Below are 13858 nucleotides of genomic sequence, written 5' to 3'. Positions count from 1 at the left end.
CTCAGAAGCTGTAGCGCAGCACGGCCTTGCTGCTGCGGCCGTTCAGCGCCCGCGCCACATAGAGCGGGTTGTCCACCAGATTGCCCTGGCCCTCGGCCTCGGTGTAGGCCAGCTTGTCGAACAAGTTGTTGATGCTGAAGGAGAGCGACAGGCGCTCACTGAGCTGCCAGTTCAGATAGGGGTTGACCACGAAGTAGCCGGGCAGCAGCACCCGGTTGTCGTTCTGCGCATAGCTCTTGGTGGTGCCCACCAGGGTGGCGCCGAGGTCGAAGTCGCCCAGCTGCGCGTTCAGGCCGAGCTGGTAGCTCAGATCGGCCTGGCGGCGCGGGGTCTTGCCGTCATTGGCACCGCCCTCGATACGGGCGCGCGTCCAGGTCGCGCCGCCGTTCAGGGTGACGGGGCCAAGCGCATAACTCAGCTCTGCCTCCAGGCCACGGGCGCGGTAGTTGTCGTTCAGGTAGCTGCGCGTCGTCACCTCGAAGCCGCCGTTCTCCCGGGTCTTCGCGTCGAACAGCGTGAAGAAGCCATTGAAGTTGCCGCTGCGCAGTTTCAGGCCCGCCTCCAGCTGCTGAAGCTCGTTGACGGGATAGGGCTGGCCGCCGGTCATCGCGGCGCTGCCGAACTGACGGTCGGGGCTGGAGAGGCTGACGCCCTTGCTGGCGCGGCCAAACACCGCCAGATCGCGCGACACCGCGTAGTTCGCCCCCAGCGAGTAGCTGCTGTGGCTGCTGCTCCAGGCCACATTGGCGCGGCTGGCCGGGTTCCAGCCGGTGAAGCTGCCATCGGCGGCCGGCGTGTTGTCTTCCTGCGTCCAGCCGCTGCCGCGCAGGCGGTCGCGGCGCAGGCTGGCGTCGATGGACCAGGGGCCGATGTCCAGCGTGGCCGCGGCATAGGGCGCGGCGGCCGTCACGTCCACATCCATCGCCCGCACGCAGCAGCCGCCCCAGGTGGTGGTGCCCAGGCCGACCGGCAGCGTGGTGGGGTTGCCGGCGTTGTCCAGGATGCGTGCGCCCTCGCCCTTGAGCTCGACGTTGTAGCGATTCCAGAACCAGGTCTGCGCCACCGTCTGGCGGCCCCAGAACAGGCCGGCGGTGCCGGTGAGCTGGAGGCCCGCGCCGAGGTCGAACACACGGGCCAGGCGGGTGTCGCTGAAGACATTGCCCATGTCGTCGAGCGCGCTGTTGAATACATGCATGCTGAACACGGGCGCGCTGCCGGTGTAGCGGTTCGCGCCATTGGCGGCGGCGGTGGGGGCGCTCCCGGCCGGGAAGGCGCCAATGAAGCGGCCGCTGATCTCGCTGCGGCGCAGCTTGCTGTTCAGGCGGAAGCCATTGCCGACGTCGGCGTCCAGCTCCAGGCCGACCGAGCGGTTCTTCACCTGCAGGCCGTCGGCCGGGTTGCTGACCACGCGGTTGCCGTTGCGGTCGGCCGTGACGTCCTGCGGCAGCCGGCTGTTGAAGAAGAAGGCGGTGCGGGGGTCGATGCCGGCCAGGCGCTCGATGCGGTTGCCGTTCAGCTGCACCGGCACCGGCAGGTAGGTGGGCGTGCGGTCGTCCAGGTTCTTCAGGTGCAGCCGCAGGAAGCCGCCGGCAAAGCGCTGCGTCAGGTTCAGGCGCAGCTGGCCGCCGTCCTCCAGGTCGACATCGCTGGGGCGCACGCCCTCCCCCAGCCGGTAGTAGCCGGCCAGCTGGTAGCTCATGCTGTCCGACAGCTTGCCGCCGGCGTCGAATTCCACGCGCGCCTGGCGGTGGTCCAGCCCGGCGCTGACGGCCAGGCTGCCGCCCGGCTGTGCGCCGGTCTTGCTGAGGAAGTTGACGATGCCCGACGGGGCGTTGGTGGCGGTAGTGCTGGCCGAGCCGCCGCGCACCACCTGCACCGAATCGACCATCGCATCTGCGCGCAGGAACTGATCGGCGGTAGCGAAGCTGATGTCGCCGATCAGCAGCAGCGGCAGGCCGTCTTCCTGCAGCTGCAGGTAGCGCGAGCCACCCGCGCTGATGGGGGCGCCGCGCACGGTCATATTGGCATTGCCCTCGCCGCCGCTGCTCTCGGCGCGCAGGCCCGGCACGGTGCGCAGCAGCTCGGCGCTGCTGGCGGCGCCGCTCTTGGCGATCTTGTCGGCGCTGAGCGTGGACACCGAGACCGACTGCAGCATCTTGCTGCGGCCGGTGGTGGTGCCGGTGACGACGACCTTTTCGAGCTGCAGGCCGGCATCGGCCGCAGCCTGGGCTTCGGGTTCGTTGACGGCCGGGGTGGCGGTCTGGGTTTGCGCCTGGACGGACAGGCCGAGGCAAAGCAGGCTGGCGGCCAGGCTGCAGGGCTTGAGGGCACGGGACATGCGGGTCTCCTCGCGGGGCGAGCGGGGCATCGCAACCGGGTCGTCAGGCCGGGTGGCTGCCGGAATGGGGCGGGCTGTGTCGGGGCGCCGGCCGGTCCGGCGCTCCGCGGGGAGTGCTCGGCCGGCAGGTCGTTGATGTCTGCTTCGGGGCCGCATTGTGACGCGAATGCAATCGATTGCATTAGGGCTAACACCGGGTCTGCGGCGGGCCAGCAAGCAACCCTCAGGCGGGGGCCGTCACGCGGCTGGAGCGGCGTTCCACCAAGTGCACCGGCAGCGTGCGGTGCGGCGGCTCCTGGCCATCCAGCAGAGCCATCAGGCTTTCCACCAGCGCCGCGCCGGCCTGCGGCACCGGTTGGTGAATGGTGCTGAGCGGCGGGTTGGCCAGGGCGGCCACCGGCATGTCGTCGAAGCCGATGACGGCGACATCCGCCGGCACCTGCAGGCCGCGCGCGCGCAGCACCTGGATGGCGGTCAGCGCCAACAGGTCGGAGCAGGCCTGCACCGCGTCGAAGCGCGTGCCGGCGTCCAGCAGCGCGGCCAGGGCCTGGGCGGCGCGCGTGCTGTCAAAGGGCACGCGCAGCAGCAGCTGCGGGTCGGGCTGCAGGCCCACCCGCGCCAGCGCCTGCACATGGCCCTGCCAGCGCTGCGCCACCTCCGGCAACTCCGGGTCCCCCAAGAAGGCGATGCGCGCCCGGCCCTGCGCCAGCAGGTGCTCGGCGGCCAAGCGGCCGCCTTCGATGTTGTCGCCGCCCACGCTGGGGTAGCGCTGGCCGGGGCCCATGTCGGCACCCCAGACAACCATCGGCAGCCCGGCCTCGGCCATCTGGTTGAGCAGTTCGTGCTGGTGCCATTGGCCGATCAGCACCACACCCATGGCCCGGCCGCCCTGCACCAGCTCGGCACAGCGGCCGAGCTCGGCGGCGTCCATGCGCGTGAGCAGCATGTCGCAGCCGCGCAGCGAAATCGCATCGGCCAGCGCGCCGATCATGCCCAGGAAGAAGGGATCGCTGAGCTGCTGGTGCGTCTGCCCCTCGTAGGGCACCACCACGGCGATGGTCTGGTTGCGCTGCAGGCGCAGGTTGCGCGCGCCCAGGTTCACCGCGTACTGGTGCTCGCGCGCCAGCTGCTGGATGCGCTGCCGTGTTTCCGCATTGATCAGCGGGCTGTCGGCCAGCGCGCGGCTCACCGTGGCCTTGCTGACCCCCGCCATGCGGGCCAGGTCGGCCATCTGGATGCGCGGCTTCTTGGTGTCGCTCACGGCAGAACCCTCCTCGGTCGGCGCAAGGCTTCAGGCGGTATGCGCTGCGATCCAGGCAAAGAACTCCTGGTACCAGAGCTTGGAGTTGCGCGGCTTCAAGATCCAGTGGTTCTCATCCGGGAACCACACCAGGCGGGCTGGCACGCCGCGCGCCTTCAGGGTGTTGTAGTAGGCCAGGCCCTGGGCATCGGGCACGCGGTAGTCCAGCTGGCCGTGGATGACGAGCGTGGGCGTCTGGCAGTGCTGCGCAAAGGCGTGTGGGCTCTGGGCCGCCACCTTGGCGGGGTCGTCCCAGTAGGCGGCGCCCAGCTCGCGCGGGAACCAGGTGTAGCCGTCGGTGGCGAACATGGCCTGCCAGTCGTAGCAGCCGGCGTGGCACACATAGGCGCGGTAGCGGCCCGCTGGCACGCCCTGCCCGGTGTGGCCGTTCATCCAGGCCACCATGTAGCCGCCATAGCTGCCGCCGGTGGCGGTGATGCGCTTCTTGTCCACCCAACGCTGCTGCAGCAGCCAGTCGGTGCCGGCCTCCACGTCCTGCAGCTCCAGCTCGCCCCAGCGGTGGGTGATGCTGTCCTTGAACGCGAAGCCGAAGCTCGACGACCCGTGGTAGTTCACACAGGCCACCACCTGGCCCTGATTGGCGAAGACCTGGTGATTCCAGCGCCAGTGCCAGCTGTCGCCAAAGGCCGTATGCGGGCCGCCGTGGATGACGTGCATCGCCGGCCACTTCTTCTTGCGATCAAAGCCCGGTGGGTAGACCAGCCACATCTGCACGGCGTCGCCCTGGCCGCCCTGTAGCCACACCTCCTCGTGCGTGCCGAAGGCGTGCTGGGCCAGCTGGGCGTCATTGAGCTGCTCGATGCGCACCGGGCCGTCCGCCCCCAGCACCGAGAGTCGGGGCGGGAACTGCACGGCGTCGTGCAGCACCACCACGGCATCGGCCTGCGCGTCGAAGGCGGCCAGATGGCCGCCCTCGAACAGCAGGGCCGGCTCGGCGCGGGTCTGAAGGTCGAACTCGCACAGATGGCGGCGGCCCTGGTCCTCGGCGGCGAAGCGGATCGCCAGGTCGTCGGCACGCCAGCGCAGCGGGGCTTCGACCTCGCGGTCGAACGCGGCGCTCAGCACCGCCCACTGGCCCTGCGTGTCCAGTACCGCCAGCTGGGCCGGTGCGGTGTGGCGCTTGCCTTGCTGGGCAGCCACGAAGGCCAGATGCTGGCCGCTGTGGCTGTAGGCAGGCGCGTCGAAGCTCCAATCGGCCTCCTGCAGCAGGGTGCGGATGGCGCCGGTCTTGAGCTCCAGCTCCGCCAGGGCGAAGCAGTTGTCGGGGTGCTTCTCGGCCGCCGGGTCGAAGGCAAAGGCGATGCGGCGGCCATCGGGCGCGAAGGCAAAACTGTTCACGCCGGGCTCGCGCCAATCCAGCGACACCCCGCTGCCCTGCATCAGGTTGCGCACCTTGCCGGTCTTCACATCGATGGCATGCAGCTGCGGTTGCCGGCCCATGGGGATGTGGTGGTCCCAGTGGCGGTACAGGGCCTCGTCGGTCACATAGGCGCTCTCTTTGCGGGCCTTGAAGTCCTTCAGCGCCTTGGCCTGTGCCTCCATGCCCTTGAGCTCGGGCCAGACCCAGGAGATGAAGACGATGCTGCGGCTGTCCGGCGCCCAGCGGAAGGCATCGACGCCGGTGGGCACGCTGCCCAGCCGCTGCGCCTCGCCGCCATCGGGGGCGATCAGGTAGAGCTGCGGCTCCTCGTCCTTCACCCCACCCTGCTCGCGCTTGGCGGTGAAGGCGATCCAGCGCCCATCGGGGCTCCAGCGTGGCTGGCCGTCCTTGTCGCCGGCCTCCGTCAGGCGGCGGGGCTCGCCGCCCAGGGTGGAGAACAGGTAGAGGCTGCTGCGCGCCTGGTTCTGTTCCATGTCGTGGCGGGTGACGCTGGCCACGGCCTGGGCGCCGTCGGGGCTGAGGCTGGGCTCACCGATGCGGGCCAGGGCCCAGAGGGCATCGACATCAAAGGGCTTGAGGGTGCGCGGCATGACAGGGCTGCTGAGGCTGTGAAGCCGCGCAGTGTGTCAGCTGCGCTGAATGCCGACCGGTCGTTTGCCGGCGTCCTCCCAAGCGCCCGACCGGAACCAGGGGTCGCCGTCCAGCGCCGCCACCAGCATGGGCAGCGCGTCCTGGCCCCAGAACAACTTGCCCTGCCACTCGATCGTCGGCACCCCGAACACGCCGGCGGCCAGGGCGGCGTCGGTGGCCTCGCGCAGGCGGCGCTTGGCGGTTTCTTCATCGGCGCGGCGCTGCGGCGCCAGGGTCTCGGCTAAGGCCTGCAGCCGGGCGGGCTCATTGGCGTCCGCGCCCTGCCCTTGCCAGACATGGTTCAGCAGCTGCTCCACCACCCAGCGCGAGGGCGTGGAACCCTCATCGCAGCAGGCCCAGGCCAGGCGCAGCAGGGCCAGCGGGTTGAAGGGGTGCTGGGCCGGCAGGCTCAGGCTCTGCGCGCGGCCCAGCAAGAGCACCTGGCGGTAGGTCCAGGCGCGCTTGTTCTCGATCTCGGCCGGGCCCTTCTGGCCATTGGCCTTGAGCATGGCGCCAAACAGCACGGGCACGTAATCGACCACATGGTTGCGGCCCTGCAGCGCCTCGGGCAGGTTCCAGAACGCCAGCGCGGCATAGGGCGAGATCGGGTCGAAGTAGAAGCGCAGCGCGTGCATCACAGGCCCTCGGGCAGCGGCACCGGTTCAAGCCCCAGCGCCGCGCGGCGCGCGGGCAACTGCTGCCAGATCTCGCGCTTGCGCGCCTCGCTGGCCTGGCCCCAGCCGGCGATCTCATCGATGCGGCGTGCGCAACCCAGGCAGAAGCGGCCGGCGGCGTCCATCTTGCAGACGTTGATGCAAGGGGAAGGCAAGGACTCAGGACTCATCGGTGAAGGGGTGCACGGTGGCTGCGGCCAGTTGCTGCAGTTGATCGGGGGGCAGGCCGAAGACGGTGCGCGGGTGGCCGGCCGCGGCCCAGACGGTGTCGAAGCGCCACAGGCTGGGGTCCATCAGCACGCGAGGGGCGCTGGCGGCTTCTGCCGGGGCGAAGCCTAGCGGCGCCACGCCGCCAATGGCAAAGCCGGTGTGGCGACGCACGAAGTCGGCATCGGCGCGGCCCGGCGCGCCCAGCTCGGGCGGCAGGCGCTCGGCCTGCACGCGGCGGTCGCCCGCGGTGATGCAGAGCACCGCGGCGTCGCCACAGCGCAAGATGACGGACTTGGCAATCGCGCCCAGCGGCACGCCCAGCTGTTCGGCCGCCTGGGCGGCGGTGTGCGCGCCATCGGCAAGCCATTGCGGCCGCACGCTGGCGCCACCGGCGGCCAGGGCCTGCTGCACGCGCTCGACGGCGGGGTGGGAAGGTTCGCTGCTCATGCGCCGGATTGGAGCATTGCGGAACAATCCCCTGCATGCCGATGCGCTCCCTGCCCCTGCCCGCCAGCATCCCCGGCCGCCTCTGGCTGCACTCCATGCCCGGCCGCCTGGAACCCTGGGCCCAGTTCGAGGCCCTGGCCGAAGCCGCCGGCCTGACCCGCATAGTCTGCCTGACGCCCTGGGACGAGGTGGAGCGCCTGGCCCCAGCCTATGCCGTGGCCCTGGGCCATCGCACGCCCTGGCATTGGCAGCACCTGGAGATGCAGGACTTCGGCCTGCACGCTGACGCGCAGCGCTTCCGCCTGGGGGTGATCGAGATCGCCGACGCGCTGCGCCAGGGCGAATCGGTACTGCTGCACTGCGCCGCCGGCATCGGCCGCACCGGCACCACCGCCGCCTGCGTGCTCAAGCTGCTGGGGCTGGATGCCGCCAGCGCCCTGCAACAGGTGCGCGCCGCCGGCTCCAACCCGCAATCGGCCCTGCAGTCGGGCCTGCTGGATGTCTTTTGAGCTGGTCTACCGCGACGACGAGCTGATCGTCATCGACAAACCGGCCGGGCTGCTGAGCGTGCCCGGCCGCGGCGCGGACAAGCAGGACTGCGCCTGGAGCCGCGTGCAGGCGCAGTTCCCCGACGCCCTGGTGGTGCACCGCCTGGACATGGCCACCTCCGGCCTGCTGCTGTTCGCGCGCGGGGCGACGGCGCAGCGCGAGTGGTCGATGCGCTTTGCCGCGCGCCAGGTGGAAAAGCGCTACATCGCCCAGGTGTGGGGCGAGCTCGCCAGCCCCGAGTGGCAACGCATCGACCTGCCGCTGCTGGCCGACTGGCCGAATCGCCCGATGCAAAAGATCGACCTGGCGCAGGGCAAGCCCAGCCAGACCGACTGGCGCAGCGCCCCCGGCCCCTGCCCCAGCGGCCACAGTCGGCTCGAACTGCGCCCGGTGACGGGCCGCGCCCACCAGCTGCGCGTGCACCTGCTGGCGCTGGGCCACCCCATCGTGGGCGATGCGCTGTACGACCCCGCACGGCCGGCGCCGCGCCTGCTGCTGCATGCCGAGCGGCTGGCGGCCGAAGGGCTTGATCTGCACTGCCCCGCACCCTTCTGAGCCGCCCTGCACCTCGCCAGCGCCCGCGCAATGACCTTGGGCACAGAGGACGAATCCGGGGGCGCAGCCGATCCCGGGCTTTCCATAATCGCCGCCACTTCAGCACTCTGACCCGGCGCGCCGTCGGGACTGCAGATGAACCCCATGGCTCGCCCTCGGGCCGGCAATTCCACCGGCTCTCCCCTCCGCTTTTCCCTGCTGGCCCTGGCCGCCGGCCTGGCCCTGAGCGGCTGCGCCACGCCGGCAGGTCCCGCCGGCCAGGCCAAGCCCACTGCGGCGCCCCCCGCCGCCGCCAGCACCGCTGCAGCGGCCCCGGCCGCACCCGCCGCTGCGGCCCGCCCGCCGGGCCAGCCTCAGCCCTTTGCCGCCGTCGTCAAGGACGCCCAGCGCATCGAGGGCTTCTTCACCGTCTACCAGAAGGACGACAAGGTCTGGATCGAGCTCGCGCCCGAGGACCTGAACAAGTCCTTCCTGTTCTCGCCCAAGTTCTCGCGCGGCATCGGCGAAAAGATGCTCTACGGCGGGCTGATGACCAGCCCCTGGGGCCCGCAGCTCGGCAACGCGCAGTTGGCGCAGTTCCGCCGCGTGCACAACCAGGTGCAGCTGGTGGCGCTGAACACCGAGTTCATTGCCCAGGCTGGCACGCCCAATGCGCGCAGCATCGAGCGCAGCTACTCGCCCAGCTTGCTGGGCAGCGTGGCGGTGGCGTCGCAGCCGCACCCGGAGCGCAAGTCCATCCTGATCGAGGCCAACAACCTGTTCCTGGCCGACACCCTGGGCCTGGGCGTGGCGCTGAACCGGGCCTTCCGGCAAAACTACGCGCTGGACCGCGGCAACACCAGCTTCGTCTCGGTACGCGCCAGCGCGGAAGGGGTGTTCATCGACACCACCCAGCACTTCGCCGCCGCCACCCTGGCCGCAGCGCAGCCGCCGGTACCGGGCGCGCCGCCCTCTCCCGTGCCCCAGCCCAGCACGCCGCGCGCCGTGCCCGACGCCCGCAGCCTCTTCATGGGCGTGCACTACACGCTGATGAAGCTGCCCGACGCCCCCATGCAGGCGCGCAGCACCGACTCCCGCCTCGGCCACTTCCGCACCCTGCGCTTCGACTTCAGCGACGACCTGGCCCGCACGCCGGCCCAGCGCCTGCTGCAGCGCTGGCGCCTGGAAAAGAAGGACCCGGCAGCCGCGGTGTCGGAACCGATCAAGCCCATCACCTACTGGATCGACCGCAACGTGCCGCACGAGTACCGCGAGGCCATGACGGCCGGCGTGCTGGAGTGGAACAAGGCCTTCGAGCGTGCCGGCTTCAAGAACGCCGTGGTGGTGAAAGTGCAGGGCGAGCAGGACGGCTTCGACACCCTGGACGGCAACGTCGCCTCGCTGCGCTGGATGAACAACATCGAGCCCAGCTTCGGCGCCATCGGCCCCAGCCATGTGGACCCGCGCAGCGGTGAGATCCTGGACGCCGATATCGGCTTCGAGGGCCTTTCGTCGCGCAATCTGCGCGCCCTGCGTGCCCAGGTGCTGCCGAACACCAGTCCGGCCGAATGGGGCGAGCTGCTGCAGGCGCGCGATGCGCAGCGCGAAGGCCTGCTCGGCAAACCCGCCGCACACACCCACACCGAGGCCTGCCAGTACGGCGCCCACGCCACCGAGCAGCTGGGCTTGGCGCTGGACGTGCTGGCCAGCCGCGGCGAGCTAGACCCAGACGGCCCCGAGGCCCGCACCTTCGTGATGGAGTACATCAAGGACGTGACCATGCACGAGGTGGGCCACACCCTGGGCCTGCGCCACAACTTCCGCTCCTCGCAGGTCTATACCGACGCCCAGCTCTCCAAGCTCGACTTCACCACCGCCACCGGCCTGGCCGGCTCGGTGATGGAGTACGCGCCCATCAACCTGCCCGCCCCCGGGCAGCCGCGCGGCACCTACTTCCAGACCACGCTGGGCCCCTACGACTACTGGGCCATCGAGTACGCCTACAAGCCCTTCCCGAAGGAGCAGGAGGCCGCCGAGCTGCAGAAGATCGCCGCGCGCAGCGCCGAGCCCCAGCTGGCCTACGGCACGGACGAAGACAGCTTCCTGGGCATCGACCCCGACGCCTTGCAATTCGATCTGGGCAAGGACCCGGTGGTGTTCGCCCGCAAGCGCATCGAGATCGCGCGTGACCTGATCGCCCGCCAGGAAACCCGCACGCTCAAACCCAGTGAAGACTACGCCGTGCTGCGCCGCGCCGTGAGCTACGGCGTGCGCGACGTGGCCCGCGCCGCCGGCGTGCTGGCCCGCCAGATCGGCGGTCTGCGCACCCTGCGCGACTTCCCCGGCAGCGGGCGCGACCCGATGCAGCCGGTGGAGGCCAAGCGCCAACGCGAGGCGCTCGACCTGATCGGCAAGAGCCTGCTGGCCGCCGATGCCTTCAAGGTCTCGCCCGCCCTGCAGCGCCGCCTGGCACCCGACTTCCTGGAGCGCGGCGACGCGCTGGGCAGCGGCCAGCCGGTGAGCACCGACTTCAGCCTCACCAGCATGGTGCTGGAGCTGCAGCGCGCGCTGCTGGCGCAGCTGATGAGCGACGGCTTGGCCGCCCGCATCCTCGACAGCGAGGGCAAGTTCGAGAAGAGGGCCGAGGCCTTCCGGCTCTCGGAGCTCTACCAGCGTCTGAGCCAGGACGTGTGGGGCGAACTGAGCGCCGGCAGCGACATCCCGCTGGCGCGCCGCGAGCTGCAACGCGAACACGCCAACCGCCTGGCCAGCACCTTGCTGCGCCCCGCCGCAGGCTCGCGGGCCGATGCGCGCAGCCTGATCCGCGCCGAGGCTCGCGCCCTGCTCACCCGCGTGAAGGCCAGCCCGCGCGCCGCCCTCAGCGCCGAAGCCCGCGCCCACCTCGACGACGTGGCCGAAACCCTGGAACTCGCCCTGCAGGCCAAGCTGCAGCGCACCGGTCTGTGATGGAGATTCCCATGAAGAAGCACACCCTTTCCGCCTTCTCGCTCGCGGCCCTAAGCCTGGCGCTGACGACCGCCGCCTCCGCGCAGACCCCGCCCGCCAACGCGGCACCCGGCGCACCCAGCGCCCCCGCCGCGGCGCCGGCCGGCGCAGGAGCGCCGCAGCCCTTTGCTGCGCTCACCAAGGACGCCAAGCGCATCGACGGCCTGCTCACGCTCTGGCAGAAGGACGACAAGGTCTGGATCGAGCTCCGCCCGGAAGACTTGAACAAGCCCATGCTGCTATCCCCCAAGATCAGCCGAGGCATTGGAGAAAACAGCCTCTTTGCCGGCCTGATGGCCTCTCGCTGGGGCAGCGGCGTGGGCAAGCAGCAGCTGGTCCATTTCCGCCGCGTGCACAACCAGGTGCAGCTGGTGGCGCAGAACACCCTGGTGCGGGCCGACGCCGGCACGCCCAGTGCCCGCGCGGTGGAGGCCAGCTACTCGCCCAGCCTGCTGGGCAGCGTGCCGGTGGTGTCGCAGCCGCACCCCGAGCGCAAATCAGTGCTCATCGAGGCCAACGGCATCTTCCTGAACGACCTGCAGGGCCTGGGCATGAACCTGGGCCGCATCTACCGCCAGAACTACGCCCTGGATCGCGGCAACTCCAGCATCGTGGCCGCGCGCGCCCAAGCCGAGGGCGTGATGCTGGAGGTGAGCCAGCATTTCGCCGCCCCCGCCCTGGCCGCGCCCCAGCCCCTGCCACCGGGCGCGCCGGCCGGGCCGCAGCCCAGCACCCCGGGCACGCTGCCGGATGCGCGCAGCCTGTTCATGGGCATCCACTACACGCTGATGAAGTTGCCCGACACCCCTGCGGCGGTGCGCAAGGCCGACCCGCGCGTGGGCTACTTCCAGACCTCGGTGGACGACTTCAGCAACGACCTGGCGCGCACGCCGCGCCAGCGCATGATCAATCGCTGGCGCCTGGAAAAGAAGGACCCTTCGGCCGCGCTGTCCGAGCCGGTCAAGCCCATCACCTTCTGGGTGGACAAGAACGTGCCGCTGGAATACCGCGACACCCTGATCGAGGGCATCCTGGAGTGGAACAAAGCCTTCGAGCGCATCGGCTTCAAGAACGCCGTGGTGGCCAAGATCCAGCCCGATGACGCGAACTTCGACACCCTGGACGGCAACGTCGCCTCGGTGCGCTGGATGGTCAACATCGACCCCAGCTTCGGCGCCATCGGCCCCAGCCATGTGGACCCGCGCACCGGTGAGATCCTGGACGCCGACATCGCCTTCGAAGGCCTGTCCTCGCGCAACCAGCGCTGGTTCCGTTCGGCCACCCTGCAGGGTGTGGCCGACTGGGCCCAACTGCTGCAGGCGCATGACGCCCTGCGCGAGGGCCTGGTGCCATCAGCCCAGGAGAGCCAAGCGGCCGCCCATGTGCACGGCGAAGCTTGCGAGCACGCCGACCGGGCGATGGAACAGCTGCACTACGGCCTGGAGGTGCTGGCCTCGCGCGGCGACATCCAGCCCGACGGCCCCGAGGCCAAGCAGTTCGTGCTGAACGTGCTGCGCGGCGTGGCCATGCACGAGGTAGGTCACACCCTGGGCCTGCGCCACAACTTCCGCTCCTCGCGTGCCTACACCTGGGCGCAGATCAACGATCCTGCCTTCACCTCGGTCAACGGCATTTCCGGTTCGGTGATGGAGTACCCGGGCACCCACCTGCCCGCCCCGGGCCAGCCCCTGCTGGCCCATCACGGCCGTGTGCGGCCCGCCCTGGGCCCCTACGACTACTGGGCCATCGAGTACGGCTACAAGCCGCTGAGCAAGGACGAAGAGGCGGAAGGCCTGCAGCGCATTGCCGCCCGCAGTGCCGAGAAGTGGCTGGCCTACGGCACCGACGAGGACTTCGCGCTGGGCATCGACCCCGAGACCCTCTCCGATGACCTGGGCGACGACCCGGTCGCCTTCGCCCGCACGCGGGTGGAGATCGCCCGCGACATGATCGCCAAGCAGGAGAAGCGCCAGCTCAAGCCCACCGAGGACTACGCCGTGCTGCGCCGCACGCTGAATTTCGTGGCCGGTGATCTGGGGCGCGCGGCCGGCGTGCTGGTGCGCCAGATCGGCGGCGTGAAGACCCTGCGCGACTTCCCGGGCTCCGGCCGCGACCCGCTGCAACCCAACCCCGCGGCGGTGCAGCGCGAGGCCCTGGACGTGCTGGGCAAGCACTTCTTCTCCGCCGGGGCCTATGCCCTGAGCCCGGCACTGGAGCGCCGCCTGGCGCCGGACTTCGAGGAACGCTCCGACGCGGTCTTCGCCGGCACCCGCGTGCCGGCCACCGAGTACTCGTTCTCCGGCCAGATGGTGGACCTGCAGAAGGCCATGCTGGCCCAGCTGCTGAGCGACGGCGTGGCCGGGCGCATCCTGGACAGCGAAGCCAAGCTGGCCAAGGGCGAGGCCTTCCGCCTCTCGGAGCTCTACCGCCGCTTGGGTCAAGACCTCTGGAGCGAGCTGGCCGCCGGCGCGGACATCCCACGCCCCCGCCGCGAACTGCAGCGCGAGCACGCCAATCGCCTGGCCACCGCCTTGCTACGCCCGAGCCCCACGGCACGCGCCGACACGCGCAGCCTGATGCGCGCCGAGGCCAAGGCCCTGCTGGCCCGTGTGCAGGCCAGTGCGGGCAAGCCGGCGCTCTCCGCCGAGGCTCGCGCCCATCTGCAGGACGTGGCCGAGACCCTGGACCTGGCGCTGCAGGCCAAGCTGCAGCGCGCTGGCGTGTGATGGGTCTGCTGCGTTAGTGCGGCGCACCCGCAAGAAGGCCCT

Annotated in this window: 10 protein-coding genes; 4 read left to right on the top strand and 6 right to left on the bottom strand. The window is 70.6% G+C overall.

The annotated features are described in order from the left end of the window. Window position 1: 1 nt before the first annotated feature. The 6 genes from ACE3QP_RS04475 to ACE3QP_RS04450 form a co-directional block, all read right to left on the bottom strand. Window positions 2-2338, bottom strand: a complete 2337-nt coding sequence (locus ACE3QP_RS04475) for a TonB-dependent receptor domain-containing protein (protein ID WP_374433889.1) — start codon at window positions 2336-2338, stop codon at window positions 2-4. Between the two features lie 223 nt (window positions 2339-2561). Then, window positions 2562-3599: a LacI family DNA-binding transcriptional regulator gene (locus ACE3QP_RS04470; RefSeq protein ID WP_374433886.1), complete on the bottom strand. Its 1038-nt coding sequence runs from the start codon at window positions 3597-3599 to the stop codon at window positions 2562-2564. 30 nt (window positions 3600-3629) lie between these two features. Next, window positions 3630-5630, bottom strand: coding sequence for a prolyl oligopeptidase family serine peptidase (locus ACE3QP_RS04465; RefSeq protein ID WP_374433884.1), 2001 nt, complete (start codon window positions 5628-5630; stop codon window positions 3630-3632). Window positions 5631-5666: 36 nt separating this feature from the next. Next, window positions 5667-6305, bottom strand: a complete 639-nt coding sequence (locus ACE3QP_RS04460; RefSeq protein ID WP_374433882.1) for a 2-hydroxychromene-2-carboxylate isomerase — start codon at window positions 6303-6305, stop codon at window positions 5667-5669. Continuing rightward, the gene (locus tag ACE3QP_RS04455; RefSeq protein ID WP_374433880.1) at window positions 6305-6499 is read right to left on the bottom strand and encodes a DUF1289 domain-containing protein; all 195 of its coding nucleotides are present in this window, start codon (window positions 6497-6499) and stop codon (window positions 6305-6307) included. Before ACE3QP_RS04455 ends, ACE3QP_RS04460 begins: the two co-directional genes overlap by 1 nt. 4 nt (window positions 6500-6503) lie before the next feature. Next, window positions 6504-7001, bottom strand: coding sequence for a YbaK/EbsC family protein (locus ACE3QP_RS04450; protein WP_374433878.1), 498 nt, complete (start codon window positions 6999-7001; stop codon window positions 6504-6506). Window positions 7002-7042: 41 nt separating this feature from the next. On the opposite strand from ACE3QP_RS04450, the gene ACE3QP_RS04445 reads away from it, so the two are divergent. The 4 genes from ACE3QP_RS04445 (at window position 7043) to ACE3QP_RS04430 (ending at window position 13816) form a co-directional block, all read left to right on the top strand. Then, the gene (locus tag ACE3QP_RS04445; protein ID WP_374433876.1) at window positions 7043-7510 is read left to right on the top strand and encodes a tyrosine-protein phosphatase; all 468 of its coding nucleotides are present in this window, start codon (window positions 7043-7045) and stop codon (window positions 7508-7510) included. Continuing rightward, a complete protein-coding gene (locus ACE3QP_RS04440) occupies window positions 7500-8105 on the top strand; it encodes a pseudouridine synthase (RefSeq protein WP_374433874.1) in 606 nt (201 codons plus the stop codon). The genes ACE3QP_RS04445 and ACE3QP_RS04440 overlap by 11 nt, the downstream gene beginning before the upstream one ends. A gap of 144 nt (window positions 8106-8249) precedes the next feature. Continuing rightward, complete coding sequence (locus ACE3QP_RS04435) at window positions 8250-11051, top strand: zinc-dependent metalloprotease (protein ID WP_374433872.1); 2802 nt, start codon at window positions 8250-8252, stop codon at window positions 11049-11051. An 11-nt stretch (window positions 11052-11062) separates the two neighbouring features. Beyond that, window positions 11063-13816, top strand: a complete 2754-nt coding sequence (locus tag ACE3QP_RS04430) for a zinc-dependent metalloprotease (RefSeq protein WP_374433871.1) — start codon at window positions 11063-11065, stop codon at window positions 13814-13816. Window positions 13817-13858: the final 42 nt, after the last annotated feature.

Origin of the sequence: Inhella sp., from assembly GCF_041912635.1 — a bacterium.
Taxonomy (GTDB): Bacteria; Pseudomonadota; Gammaproteobacteria; order Burkholderiales; family Burkholderiaceae_C; genus Inhella.
The sequence above is the reverse complement of the archived record's forward strand: the minus strand, read 5'-3'. Positions and strand labels throughout refer to the sequence as shown.

Excerpts from the sequence above, each read along its gene's own strand:
- ACE3QP_RS04475 (WP_374433889.1), bottom strand. The coding sequence starts at position 2,338 with ATGTCCCGTGCCCTCAAGCCCTGCAGCCTGGCCGCCAGCCTGCTTTGC.
- ACE3QP_RS04465 (WP_374433884.1), bottom strand. The coding sequence starts at position 5,630 with ATGCCGCGCACCCTCAAGCCCTTTGATGTCGATGCCCTCTGGGCCCTG.
- ACE3QP_RS04460 (WP_374433882.1), bottom strand. The coding sequence starts at position 6,305 with ATGCACGCGCTGCGCTTCTACTTCGACCCGATCTCGCCCTATGCCGCG.
- ACE3QP_RS04450 (WP_374433878.1), bottom strand. The coding sequence starts at position 7,001 with ATGAGCAGCGAACCTTCCCACCCCGCCGTCGAGCGCGTGCAGCAGGCC.
- ACE3QP_RS04445 (WP_374433876.1), top strand. The coding sequence starts at position 7,043 with ATGCGCTCCCTGCCCCTGCCCGCCAGCATCCCCGGCCGCCTCTGGCTG.
- ACE3QP_RS04440 (WP_374433874.1), top strand. The coding sequence starts at position 7,500 with ATGTCTTTTGAGCTGGTCTACCGCGACGACGAGCTGATCGTCATCGAC.
- ACE3QP_RS04435 (WP_374433872.1), top strand. The coding sequence starts at position 8,250 with ATGGCTCGCCCTCGGGCCGGCAATTCCACCGGCTCTCCCCTCCGCTTT.
- ACE3QP_RS04430 (WP_374433871.1), top strand. The coding sequence starts at position 11,063 with ATGAAGAAGCACACCCTTTCCGCCTTCTCGCTCGCGGCCCTAAGCCTG.